General features: G+C 71.3%; 13 protein-coding genes and 1 rRNA gene. 8 read left to right on the plus strand and 6 right to left on the minus strand.

The window, feature by feature from the left end; genetic code table 11:
• Positions 1-612, minus strand: a 612-nt coding sequence (locus ABZE72_RS12335; protein ID WP_372729331.1) for an alpha/beta hydrolase, incomplete at its 3' end; no start/stop codon positions are given.
• A 144-nt stretch (positions 613-756) separates the two neighbouring features.
• Between ABZE72_RS12335 and ABZE72_RS12340 the strand changes: the two genes are divergently transcribed.
• The 7 genes from ABZE72_RS12340 to ABZE72_RS12370 all read left to right on the plus strand — a co-directional run bounded on the left by ABZE72_RS12340 (position 757) and on the right by ABZE72_RS12370 (position 7736).
• Positions 757-1953 (plus strand): PucR family transcriptional regulator, encoded by a 1197-nt coding sequence (locus ABZE72_RS12340; protein WP_372729332.1) that lies wholly within the window; start codon positions 757-759, stop codon positions 1951-1953.
• Between the two features lie 93 nt (positions 1954-2046).
• A complete protein-coding gene (locus ABZE72_RS12345) occupies positions 2047-3231 on the plus strand; it encodes an acyltransferase domain-containing protein (protein WP_372729333.1) in 1185 nt (394 codons plus the stop codon).
• Positions 3231-4232: a beta-ketoacyl-ACP synthase III gene (locus ABZE72_RS12350; protein ID WP_372729334.1), complete on the plus strand. Its 1002-nt coding sequence runs from the start codon at positions 3231-3233 to the stop codon at positions 4230-4232. Before ABZE72_RS12345 ends, ABZE72_RS12350 begins: the two co-directional genes overlap by 1 nt.
• 71 nt (positions 4233-4303) lie before the next feature.
• A complete protein-coding gene (locus ABZE72_RS12355) occupies positions 4304-4549 on the plus strand; it encodes an acyl carrier protein (RefSeq protein WP_372729335.1) in 246 nt (81 codons plus the stop codon).
• Between the two features lie 48 nt (positions 4550-4597).
• On the plus strand, positions 4598-5833 hold the full coding sequence (gene fabF, locus ABZE72_RS12360) for a beta-ketoacyl-ACP synthase II (RefSeq protein WP_372729336.1): 1236 nt from the start codon (positions 4598-4600) through the stop codon (positions 5831-5833).
• Positions 5833-7269 (plus strand): acyl-CoA carboxylase subunit beta, encoded by a 1437-nt coding sequence (locus tag ABZE72_RS12365; protein ID WP_372729337.1) that lies wholly within the window; start codon positions 5833-5835, stop codon positions 7267-7269. Before fabF ends, ABZE72_RS12365 begins: the two co-directional genes overlap by 1 nt.
• Positions 7270-7337: 68 nt before the next feature.
• On the plus strand, positions 7338-7736 hold the full coding sequence (locus tag ABZE72_RS12370) for a hypothetical protein (protein WP_372729338.1): 399 nt from the start codon (positions 7338-7340) through the stop codon (positions 7734-7736).
• A 27-nt stretch (positions 7737-7763) separates the two neighbouring features.
• Here ABZE72_RS12370 and ABZE72_RS12375 read toward each other — a convergent pair whose 3' ends face one another.
• From ABZE72_RS12375 to ABZE72_RS12385, 3 genes are all read right to left on the minus strand, one after another.
• Positions 7764-8309 (minus strand): DUF3145 domain-containing protein, encoded by a 546-nt coding sequence (locus ABZE72_RS12375; protein WP_372729339.1) that lies wholly within the window; start codon positions 8307-8309, stop codon positions 7764-7766.
• Between the two features lie 141 nt (positions 8310-8450).
• Complete coding sequence (locus ABZE72_RS12380) at positions 8451-9377, minus strand: alpha/beta fold hydrolase (protein WP_372729340.1); 927 nt, start codon at positions 9375-9377, stop codon at positions 8451-8453.
• A 70-nt stretch (positions 9378-9447) separates the two neighbouring features.
• The gene (locus ABZE72_RS12385; RefSeq protein WP_372729341.1) at positions 9448-10254 is read right to left on the minus strand and encodes a PP2C family serine/threonine-protein phosphatase; all 807 of its coding nucleotides are present in this window, start codon (positions 10252-10254) and stop codon (positions 9448-9450) included.
• A 142-nt stretch (positions 10255-10396) separates the two neighbouring features.
• Here ABZE72_RS12385 and ABZE72_RS12390 point away from each other — a divergent pair, with 142 nt between their 5' ends.
• Positions 10397-10984 (plus strand): hypothetical protein, encoded by a 588-nt coding sequence (locus ABZE72_RS12390; RefSeq protein WP_372729342.1) that lies wholly within the window; start codon positions 10397-10399, stop codon positions 10982-10984.
• Positions 10985-11008: 24 nt separating this feature from the next.
• On the opposite strand, the gene ABZE72_RS12395 is transcribed toward ABZE72_RS12390, so the two are convergent.
• The gene (locus ABZE72_RS12395; protein ID WP_372729343.1) at positions 11009-11947 is read right to left on the minus strand and encodes a tetratricopeptide repeat protein; all 939 of its coding nucleotides are present in this window, start codon (positions 11945-11947) and stop codon (positions 11009-11011) included.
• An 84-nt stretch (positions 11948-12031) separates the two neighbouring features.
• A 5S ribosomal RNA gene (rrf, locus tag ABZE72_RS12400) occupies positions 12032-12148 on the minus strand.
• Positions 12149-12199: the final 51 nt, after the last annotated feature.

Below are 12199 nucleotides of genomic sequence, written 5' to 3' on the forward strand. Positions count from 1 at the left end.
GACGGCGCTGACGACATGCCGGATCGCGGCGCGGGCGTAGGGGTCCTTGAACGAGTCGTAGATCTTCGCCACCTCGTCGAGGTCGCGGGTGAGCTTCCACCGGGTACGGGCGAGGGCCCTCATCCCGGCCATCCCGGCATGGCGTACGCCGGGCAGGGTGAGCAGGCTCATCAACTGGTGGTAGCCCGGCGTCGTGACCGCCCGGATCGCCGGAGTCACCTCGGGTCCGAGGCCACCGGAGGCGACGAGCATCAGACGCTCGGTGCGCTCGGGGAACTGGTAGGCGAACTGCATCGCCACCCCTCCCCCGAAGCTGTGACCGATCACCGTGACGGTGTCGATCCCGAGAACGGTCAGCAGGTCGCGCATGCCGTTGGCATACCCGCCCACGCTGTAGTCGGCTCGCGGCTTCGCGGATTCACCATGGCCCAGCAGATCGGGCGCAATGACGGTGTACCGCTTGGCGAGCGAGTCGATCACGGGAGCCCACGTGGTGTGGTCACAGCCGAGTCCGTGGAGCAACAGGAGCGCGGGGCCCTGTCCCACCTTCACGAAGGCGCGCCGGTGACCGTGAAGCGTGAGGTACTGGACCTCGTGCGGCTGGACGGACACGGTGCCTCCTGGGGGGCCCCGAAATCGGGGCGTCATTGAAAGATTCAACCAGATGCGTTCCCCGTTCCCGGCACTGTTACCCCTTATTTCCTTGGGATTCCCTCAATCCGGCGACTGAGCCGCCCTGTCCACTAGCGTGAACGAGTGGCCCGTCGTCCTGTCCCACCTCCCCGCTCCCGCGCAGCGGACGCACTGCAGCGGTCCACCGGCTCGCTGAGCACCACCGCCATGGCCCGGATGGAGACCGACATGGCGTGGTTCCCCGAACTGAGTGCCGAGGACCGTTCCTGGGTCGGTCTCATCGTCCAGGCTGGCATCCGCGGGTTCGTCGACTGGTTCCGGCAGGGAGGCGAGCAGCCGGCGCACGGTACGGCGCTCGCCGCCTCGATCTTCGGCGCGGCTCCTCGTGCACTCGCCGGGGTGATCAACCTCCAGCAGACCGTCGACCTGGTCCGGCTCTCGATCGACGTGGTGGAGAGCAACATCGACGAGCTGGTCGACCCCGAGGACGCGCCCCACGCGCATGCCGCCGTGCTGCGCTACGGACGCGAGGTCGCCTTCGCCACCGCCGAGGTGTACGCCCGCGCGGCCGAGGTGCGCGGCGCCTGGGACGCACGCCTCGAGGCGCTCATCGTCGATGCCGTGCTCCGCTCGGAGGCAGACGAGTCGATCCTGTCCCGCGCCAGCGCCCTGGGCTGGACCGCCCGCGGCGAGGTGGCGGTCGTCCTGGGGGCAGTACCCCGGCAGCGCACCGAGACCGACATCTTCGACGAGGTACGACGCGCCGCAGCCACCGCCGGCATGGACGCACTCTGCGCCGTCCAGGGCGAACGGCTGGTCGTGCTGCTGGGCGGCGTCACCGACACGAGCGCCGCGGCCGGCGTGGTCGTCGACCTCTTCGGCGAGGGCCCGGTGGTGGTCGGCCCGTTGGCGGACGACCTGCCCAGTGCGCACGCCTCGGCCCGTGCCGCGCTGTCGGCGTACCGGGCAGCGCCCGGCTGGCCGGACGCGCCGCGCCCGGTGCGCAGCACCGACCTGCTGCCCGAGCGCGCGCTGGCCGGCGACGGGCACGCCCGCCGCCATCTGGTGGACGACATCTACCTGCCGTTGCTGGCGGCGAGGGGCACGTTGATCGAGACGGTGGCGGCGTACTTCCACCACGGCACCTCGATCGAGGCGACCGCACGCTCGCTGTTCGTGCACCCCAACACAGTGCGCTACCGCCTGCGTCAGGTGGCCGACCTGACCGGGTTCTCCCCCTCCACGCCGCGTGACGCGTTCACACTGGAGATCGCCCTCGTCCTGGGTCGCCAGTCCGGCCGCGGCGAGGTCACGCCCTGAGTCGACTTTTGTAGGGTTCTCACAACAAGCCGGGCGCCAGATTCGTGGGCGTCGGAGGCGAGTCCCCGGCGGATCCGCGGCACAGTGGTGCTCGTGCTCGTCATCGTCGCTCCCGGCCAGGGAGCCCAGACTCCCGGATTCCTCCTGCCGTGGCTGGAGGACCCCACCTTCGCCACCCGCGTCGGGTGGCTCTCCACCGTGGCGGGGATCGACCTGGCCCACTACGGCACCGAGGCCGACGCGGACGCGATCCGCGACACCAGGATCGCCCAGCCGCTCCTGGTCGCCACCGGCCTGGTCGCCGCCCTCGAGCTCTTCCCGCACCCTGCGGACGCGTTCGAGCAGATCGGCGCCGTGGCCGGCCACAGCGTCGGTGAGCTCACCGCCGCCGTCGGCGCCCGCGTCATCACCGCCGAGCAGGCGATGGTGCTGGTCCGGGAACGCGGCAACGCCATGGCCGCCGCGGCCGAGAGGACCCCCACCGGGATGACCGCGGTGCTCGGCGGGGACCGCGCGGAGGTGCTCGCCGCGATCGAGGCCCACGGCCTGACCGCGGCCAACGACAACGGGCCCGGCCAGGTCGTCGCCGCCGGCACCCGCGAGCAGCTCGACGCCTTCGCGGCCGAGCCCCCGGCCAAGGCCCGGCTGATGCCGCTGAGCGTCGCAGGCGCCTTCCACACCGAACACATGGTGCCGGCGGTCGACCACCTCGCCGCCCTGGCCCGCTCGGTCAGCACCCACGACCCCCGCACGGCCCTGATCTCGAACCGCGACGGCCAGATCGTCCACGACGGTCGCGACGTGCTCCGACGTCTGGTGGGTCAGATCGCCAGCCCGGTCCGCTGGGACCTGTGCCTGGAGACGATGGCCGACCTGGGAGTCACCGGCATCCTCGAGATGCCGCCCGCCGGCACCCTGACCGGCATCGCCAAGCGAGCACTCAAGGGTGTCGAGACGTTCGCCCTCAAGACCCCCGACCAGCTCGAGGACGCCCGGGCGTTCTGCGCCAAGCACGGCGAGCACACCCCGATGGACACCTCTCCGACCTGGCGGATGGTCGTGGCCCCGGTCAAGGGCACCTTCCACCGCGACAGCGCTGCCGGCGACGCCGACGTGCTCGTCCGCGGCGCCACCATCGGTGACGTCGCCAGCACGCGGGACCGGACGCCGGTGACCGCCGGCCACGGAGGTCAGATCGTCGAGTGGCTCGTCGAGGACGGCGATCTCGTCTCGCCCGGCCAGCCTTTGGTCCGTCTGCACCCCGAGGGGGTCTCCTGATGACCGCACTGCAGTCCTCGCACGGCGCGGCGTACTCGGCGATCCTGGGGGTGGGCGCCTACCGCCCCTCCAGGGTCATCCCGAACGCCGAGATCGTCGAGGCGATCGACTCCAGCGACGAGTGGATCCAGCAGCGCTCCGGCATCAAGCAGCGTCGCTGGGCGACTCCTGAGGAGACGGTGCTGATGATGTCCGTCGCCGCCTCCCGTCAGGCGATCGAGCGGGCCGGCATCGATCCGAAGCAGATCGACTGCGTCGTCGTCGCAACGGTCAGCCACCTGCTGCAAACGCCGGCGGTCGCCACCCTGATCGCCCACGAGCTCGGCACCGACCAGGCAGCCGCGTTCGACATCTCGGCCGCGTGTGCCGGCTTCTGCCACGGGATCGCCATGGCCTCCGACTTCGTACGGGCCGGCAGCGCCCGGCACGTGCTGGTGATCGGCGTCGAACGACTCTCGGACCTGACCGACGTCGGCGACCGCGGCACGGCCTTCATCTTCGCCGACGGCGCGGGTGCCGCCGTGGTCGGTCCGAGCGAGACCCCCGGCATCGGCCCGGTCGTCTGGGGCTCGGACGGCGAGCAGTTCGACCTGATCCGGCAGCGCGAGGACTGGCGTGACGTGATCGCCTCCGGCAGGCCGGAGATGCCGCACCTGGTCATGCAGGGCAACCCGGTCTTCCGTTGGGCGTCGTTCGCCATGGCCAAGATCGGCCAGCAGGCACTCGACCGGGCCGGCATCTCCATCGAGGACCTCGACGTGTTCGTCCCGCACCAGGCCAACATGCGCATCATCGACGCCATGGCGCGCTCGATGAAGCTGCCCACCTCGGTCCGGATCGCTCGCGACATCGCCGAGCAGGGCAACACCTCGGCCGCCTCGATCCCGCTCGCCCTCGACCGGATGATCGAGGAGGGTGAGGCCACCTCCGGCGACACCGCCCTGCTCGTCGCCTTCGGCGCCGGCCTGGCGTACGCCGCCCAGGTCGTCACCGTCCCCTGACCGGCCGCTGACCGGCCCCGCAGACCGCACCACCCAGACCGCACCACCCAACCGAAGAAGAAGGAACACAGATGGCCACCACTGAAGAGATCCGCTCCGACCTCGCCGAGATCGTCAACGAGGTCGCCGGCATCGACACCGACGACGTACAGCTCGACAAGTCCTTCGTCGACGACCTGGACGTCGACTCCCTCTCGATGGTCGAGGTCGTCGTGGCCGCGGAGGAGAAGTTCGGGGTCTCGATCCCGGACGACGAGGTCAAGAACCTCAAGACCGTCGGCGACGCCGTCGCCTTCATCGAGCGCGCCCAGAACTGACGCACCACCACCCTGACCCGACCGAGCACTGAGTTGACCGGAGCACACATGTCACGCAAGCGCGTCGTCGTCACCGGCCTGGGGGCCACCTCCCCCGTGGGCGGGGACGTCTCGAGCACCTGGACCGCCCTGATCGAGGGGCGCTCCGGGGTGAACGCCCTGACCGACGAGTGGGCCGAGCCCCTGGGCACCCGGATCGCCGCCGAGGTCGCGGTCGAGCCGACCGAGGTCCTCGACCGGGTCAAGGCCCGCCGACTGGACCGATCCGGTCAGCTCGCGATGGTCGCCGCTCAGGAAGCCTGGGCGGACTCAGGTCTCGCCGAGGGGGGTGTCGACGCCGAGCGTCTGGCGGTGGCGATGGCCTCGGGCATCGGCGGGGTGCAGACGCTGCTGGCCAACTACGACGCCCTGCAGCAGAAGGGTCCGCGACGGGTCTCGCCGCTGGCGATCCCGATGCTGATGCCCAACTCGCCTGCGGCCAACGTGGGGCTGGCGATCGGCGCCAAGGCCGGCGTGCACACGCCGGTCTCGGCCTGCGCCTCGGGCAACGAGGCGATCGCCCTGGGCATCGACCTGATCCGACTCGGCCGGGCCGACGTCGTGGTCTGCGGAGGCACCGAGGCCGCGGTCCACGCGCTGCCGATGGCCGCGTTCGGTCAGATGATGGCGCTCTCGAAGCGGAACGACGACCCGGCGGCGGCCTCGCGTCCCTGGGACAAGGGCCGCGACGGCTTCGTGCTCGGCGAGGGGGCGGCGGTCGTCGTCCTGGAGTCGGCGGAGCACGCCGAGGCACGCGGGGCCCGGATCTACGCCGAAGCCGCCGGAGCCGGCATCACCTCGGACTCCCACGACATCGCGCAGCCCGACCCCGCCGGTCTCGGCGCGACCCGGGCGATGAAGCTCGCCATGCGCGAGGCGGAGGTCACCGGGAGCGACATCGGCCACATCAACGCGCACGCGACGTCGACCCCCCAGGGCGACGTCGCCGAGGCGGGTGCGATCCGCGAGGCCCTCGGCTCGGCCGCCTCGGGGGCCGTGGTCACCTCGACCAAGTCGATGACCGGTCACCTCCTCGGGGCGGCCGGCGCCCTGGAGTCGGTTGCGACCGTCCTGGCCCTGCACCACCGCACCATCCCGCCGACGATCAACCTCGATGACCCGGAGGACGTGGGCCTCGACCTCGCCGACAAGCAGCGCTCGCTGCCGCAGGGCGACGTCGCCGCCATCAACAACTCCTTCGGCTTCGGCGGGCACAACGTCGCCCTCGTCTTCAGGAGCCTGTGATGACCGCCGCGCCCGCCGCCGCCCGTCCGATGAAGCTGCCCCGCGAGGAGGACCCGCGCAACCCGGTCCACCGCCTCGGGGCGCTCTTCGACAAGGGCACCATGGAGGAGATCAGCCCGGACGACGACTCCGGGATGCTGGCGGCCATCGGGATGGTGCACGGCACGCGCGCGGTGGCCTTCTGCTCGGACGCGACCGTGATGGGGGGCGCGATGGGCGACCTCGGTTGCCGGGTCGTGGTGGACGCCTACCACCGGGCGATGACCGACGGGGTCCCGATCATCGGGCTGTGGCACTCCGGTGGTGCCCGGCTCGCCGAGGGCGTGCTCTCGCTGCACGCCGTCGGTCGGATCTTCCAGATCATGACCCAGGCTTCGGGGAAGATCCCGCAGATCTCGGTGGTGCTCGGGCCCGCCGCCGGCGGCGCCGCCTACGGGCCGGCGCTGACCGACGTCGTCATCCTCGGCCCGGAGGGCCGCATCTTCGTCACCGGTCCGGACGTGGTCCGCTCGGTCACCGGGGAGGACGTCGACATGCTCCGGCTCGGCGGTCCCGAACCGCACGGCCGGCGCTCCGGTGTCGTCCACATCCTGACCGACTCCGAGCGCGAGGCGCTGGACCGCGCTCGCACCGTCGCCCACCTGCTGGGCTCCCAGGGAAGCCTGGTCGTCGACTCGGTGGAGGACCGCGACCTCGAGGCGCTGCTCCCCGAGTCCAAGAAGCGGGCCTACGACGTCCACCCGCTGGTCGAGTCGGTCCTCGACGAGGGCACCACCCAGGAGCTGCACGCCCGGTGGGCACCGAACATCGTCACGGCGCTGGGCCGGTTCGGCGGTCGTACCGTCGGGGTGGTGGCGAACAACCCGTTGCGCCTGGGCGGCTGCCTGGACTCGCTCTCGGCCGAGAAGGCCTCCCGCTTCGTGCGCATGTGCGACGCGTTCGGCGTTCCCCTGATCGTGCTGGTGGACGTGCCCGGGTACCTCCCGGGCGTCGGCCAGGAGTGGGACGGGGTCGTACGCCGCGGGGCGAAGCTCCTGCACGCCTTCGGCGAGTGCGTCGTCCCCCGGGTCACCCTGGTCACCCGCAAGACCTACGGCGGCGCCTACATCGCGATGAACGCCCGGTCCCTGGGCGCGACCCGGGTCTTCGCCTGGCCCGGCGCCGAGGTGGCCGTGATGGGCGCGGTCGCCGCCATCCGGATCCTGCACCGGCGCAAGCTGGCCGAGGTCTCTCCGGAGATCCGACCGCAGGTCGAGGCCGAGCTCGCCGCCGAGCACGAACGCATCGCCGGCGGCGTGGACAAGGCCGTCGAGATCGGCGTCGTGGACGAGGTGGTGGAGCCCTCGGCGACCCGCTCGGCGATCGCGCGCGCCATCACCGACGCCGTCCAGTCGGGCGGGGTGCGCCGGGGAGCCCACGGCAACATCCCGCTCTAGGCCTCCGTAACCCTCCTCGGAGTGCTGCGTTGAGCCGAGTGACAGCCGTCACACCGCCTGGAGCTCCGATGCTGCGCAAGATGCTGGTCCCCGTCGTCCTCGCGTTGGTCCTGAGCACGTCTCCGGGCTTCGCGACCACCGCGCGCTACGGCCACACCGACGCGCGCAGCGGCGTACTCAAACCGGGTTGCCACAACTACCGCTACCACTGGGTCATCAAGAACATCCCGGACGACGGCTGGATGATCGAGACGTTCCTGGTCGACCCGGACCGGCAGATGATCGCCTCGGGGGCGTTCGGAGCGCCGGTCGACGCGAAGCAGGACCGCAAGATCTTCCGTTTCTGCCGCAACGTCACCCGTCCCGGCAGGTTCAAGATCAGGGCGAAGCTGACGTGGTGGGAGGACGGCGAGAAGCAGATCGCCTGGATGAAACCCTCCTACTTCCGCCTGAAGCGCCCACGCTGAGGTCGACGCGCGCCCGGGCGGTCGCGGTCAGACGACCTGGTGCAGCCAGCGCACGGGGGCGCCGTCGCCGGCGTGCCGGAAGGTCTCCAGTTCGTCGTCCCAGGGCTTGCCGAGCAGCTTGTCGATCTCGTTGAGCACGGTCGTGTCCCCGAGGGCGGACTTCACCACGGCCGCCTTGAGGCGGTCCTCGGGGATCATGATGTCGCCGTGCAGGCCGGTGACGGCATGGAAGACCCCGAGCTCCGGGGTGAAGGAGTAGCGGGCGCCCTCCGAGGACGCCGTGGGCTCCTCGGTGATCTCGAAACGCAGGTGGTTCCAGCCGCGCAGGGCCGACGCCACAGAGGCGGCGGACCCGACGTCGCCGCTCCAGGAGAGCTCAGCGCGGTAGGTCCCCGCCTGCGCGGGCTGCGGTGTCCAGTCGAGGCTCACGGCAACACCGAGCACGCCGCCCACGGCCCACTCGACGTGTGGGCACAGCGCGGACGGCGCAGAGTGGACGTAGAGTACGCCCCTCGTCGCCCCACGCGTGGCGGGGCGGGTAGCAGTGCGTGCGGTCACCGTGACCTCCTTCATCTCCGGCGCGAGATACGCCTTCCCCAGCGGTCTCGATGGAGGTGATGGTGGTCGTGAGTGACACGTATGTAAGTTGTAGCGTCATTGTGACGCATGTGGCGCCTGAACACCAGCGGTTCGGGCCATTCCCGCTCCGGCGTGTCAGCCGTTGGCGGTGGCCGCTCCGGTGCGCCGCGGCCCCAGGTCCATCAGCGTGCTGATCACCGTCTCGGCGATGCCCAGGCCACCGAGGTGGCTCTCCCCGTCGATGGTGCTCAGGGTGGCGTCCGGAAGCCGGTCGACCATGTGCTGACCATGGCGGAACGGCACGATGTGGTCGTCGTCGCCGTGCCACCAGCGCACCGGCACCGTCACGTCGGCCGCGGTGAAGCCCCACTCCTGGGTGAAGAGCAGCAGGTCGTTGAGCGGAGCCGAGGTCTGGAAGCGGCTGCCGTTGAGCAGGTCGTCGAGGAACATCGCCTTGAACTCCGGCCGGGAGAGCAGGTGCTTGTCGCCGGGCGGCTGGACGGCCGCGTAGAGGTCGAGCGCGGGGCCCGCCAGCGGGCGGACCAGGCGGATGCCCTGGGTCAGGGCGACCCCCAGCGGGACCCGGGTCGCCCCCAGCAGCGGCGCAAGCCTGACCGCGAGCTGGATGATGCCGCCGTCGACGGCGTCGACACCTTGCGTGGGCGCCACGCCCCCCAGGACGCCGATCCCGTGCACGCGGTCGGGAAGGCCCGCGCCGGCGGCGAGGGCGTAGGGGCCACCGCCGGAGAGCCCGATCAGCCGCACGGTGTCGATGCCGAGGGTGTCGAGCAGGATCTCCAGGTCGCGGGTCCAGTCGAGGATGTTCGGGTAGAGGTGCGGCGTCGAGGACCCGATCCCCGGGCGGTCGATGCCGATGATGCGCAGGCCGTGCCGGTCGGCGTAGGTGCGAGCCTCGAGTGGGATCTGCCGACGCGCCCCGGGCGTCCCGTGCATCCAGACCAGTGCGGGCCCCCGCGTCGCGCCGTACTCGGCGAAACTGAGGCGGCGGTCGTCACGGACAGCGACGGAGCCCTCGAGGGCGGGGCGCTTCACGGTACTCATGGGTTGGATTCTCCCATTGCTCGGTCGTCGAGCGGGACGTGGTCCACGCCACGCGTCGCCGCGGGGCGCCTCACCCGGGTACGGCGCGCGCGTGGACGGCGCCGGCTCGCTCGGCTGCGGCACCCAACCACTGCCCCCGCCCGGCGCTGAGTGGGCCCTCGACCACGTCCAGCACGACGCAGGTGACGTTGTCCGGGCCACCGGCACCCAGCGCCTCCTGGGTCAGGGCAGCGGCGGCGACCTCCGGCTCGGGCAGCATCAGGAGTCGGCGCAGTCGTTCCTCGGGCACCACGTCGCTGAGGCCGTCGGTGCAGAGCAGGATCCGGTCCCCCGGATCGAGCGCCAGTTCGAGCAGGTCGGGCTGACGGCGGGCCGGCCCGCCGTGCGAGTCCACGGTGCGGGTGACGACGTGGCGCCACGGGTGGGCGTCGGCCCGTTCCGGGGACAGGGCGCCGTCATGGACCAGGTCCTGCACGTAACTGTGGTCGCGGGTGGCCTGGCGCAGCGCACCGCCGGCCATGACGTAGACCCGGGAGTCCCCCAGCTGGCCCACCAGCACGCGGTGGCCGTCGCTGGCGACGAGTGACAAGGTGGTGGCCATCCCTGCCTGCGTGGGCCGCCTGTCGACCTCGTCGTGAAGAGCGGCGCGGGCGCTCTCCACGCCGGAGCGGACCAGCAACTCCAACTGCTCGTCGAGGCGGTCGAGCATCGACTCCACCAGCACCTGGGTCGCGGTGGCGGAGGCGACCTCACCCGACGGAGCTCCCCCGACCCCATCGGCGACCAGGGCCAGGTAGGGACCGACGAAGCCAGAGTCCTCATTGGTGGTGCGGACGCACCCGACGTCGCTGACGCCGGATCCCGAGAACCTCAACATCACGCACTCCTCAACATGCCGGGCAGCGGCTGGCTGCCCCGAGACCGGACAGGCGTCGGCCGAGCCGACACGCGGAGCCTGCCCCCTGCAGAGGGCCTCGAAACGGACGCGTCGCCGGCGCCCGGTGGCCTATCCTCGACCCATGGTCGAGACCCCGCACGACAGCCCGGACGACACCGCGCTCGACGCCGCGGTCGAGACGTCGGCCGAGGTCGACGACGATGCGTCAGCGGCGCTGCAGGTCCGGCCGTCGCGTCAGTGGCACATCCTGTGGCTGCTCGCGCCGGCTGCGGCCGTGATCGCCGGCGCGTGGTTCGCGACCCACCCGACCCCCCTGAACGTCTCCGCGGATCCGATCTCGGTGAAGACGCCGGTCGGTGTCCCGATCTACGTGCAGGTCTTCAGTACGTTCCCCTCGGAGACCCGTGAGCTGCACATCTCCGACGTCCAGGTCGTGAGTGAGCCCGAGGGCGGGGTCGCGATCGCGCCCCTCGTCTGCCACGGGGGCTCGTTCAGCGTCACCACCGCCCCGCTGGCGTTCTGCCAGGACCTCGTCCCGGCGCCGGGCGCACTGCTCGCACCCGGTGACCAGCTGGTGCTCCAGATCACCGGGCAGATCCCCGGCAGTGTCGTGGTGGGCCGCCCCCAGGTCAGCTATCGCGAGAACGTGCAATGGGGTACGGCGCAACCGGCCGGGCACCCCTTGCGCGTGAGCGTGCTGGCTCGCTGATCTCCCGCCTGAACGCCGTGAGCCTCAGGCGCCGGAGTCGGACTCCGCGATGATCTTCTCGAGCTTCTCAGCGCGCTCGGGCGCGTCGGTGGCCTCGTCGCTGTCGATCGCGAAGGTCCGGTGGAACCAGGTCAGCGCCTCGTTCAGTCGCCCGGCGGCCTCCAAGGTGTCGGCGTAGGCGTAGCGGAGCCGCACGACCCACGGGGCCCGGTTCTTCGACATCAGCGGGGCAAGCTCGAGCGTGCGCAGCGCAGCATCCAGCTGGCCCATGTCCCGACGGGCGCCGGACTCGACGAGCGTCATCTCGGCCTTCTGCTCGGGCGAGAAGTTCGCGACCGAGGGGCTCTTGGCGAGCTTGAGCGCCTGCTCGGGGTTTCCGAGGGCACGGTGGCAGTCGGCCATCATCGGCAGGTAGTCGGTGGCACCGTTCATCCGCTTCGCGGCGCGCAGCTCGGCCAGCGCCTCGGCGAAGTGACCCGCGGCGTAGGCCGCCTCACCGGTCGCCTCGCGCACCACGGCGATGCGGGACGCACGAGCCCGCGCAGCCAACGTGTGCTGGTAGGCGGTCTCGGGGTCGGTGTCCACGAGCATCCCGGCAGCCGCCAGGTGGCGGGCGACCCGGGCGGCCAGCTTCTCGGGAAGGCCACGCAACTGACCGGTCACCGACCGGTCCAGCTCGGCGCCGGTGATCTCCTCGGGGAGGTCCGGACCGTCGTAGCGGGCCTGGTCGTCCGAGCGCGGGCCCTGCTTGTCGGCGGGACGCTTCCAGTCGTTCTTGCGACCGGGGCGATCCCGCTCCTCGCTGGCACGGGGACCGCGACGGTCTCCCTGACGCTGCGGGCGATCGCCCTGGCGCGACGGCCGCTCACCGCGGCTCGACGGGGACTCCCCACTCCTGCGGGGACCCGACGGGCGCCCGTCACCACTCCGTGCGGGACGCTGACTGCGACGATCGTCGGCCACGACTGTTCACCTCTCGACATGCTTGCCCCAGATGGGCTGTAAATAGCGTAGAGGCCACCTTGCGGTGGCCTCTACGTAGTGTAGGTCCGGCGGCGTCCTACTCTCCCACACCCTCTCGGGTGCAGTACCATCGGCGCTGAAAGGCTTAACTTCCGGGTTCGGGATGGGACCGGGTGTTTCCCTTTCGCTATGGCCGCCGTAACTCTGGCGGAAACACACGCACCCAGGTGGTTGCTGGGGGTGTTTCCAAGC

This window comes from Nocardioides sp. (assembly GCF_041600255.1).
Classification (GTDB): Bacteria; Actinomycetota; Actinomycetes; order Propionibacteriales; family Nocardioidaceae; genus Nocardioides.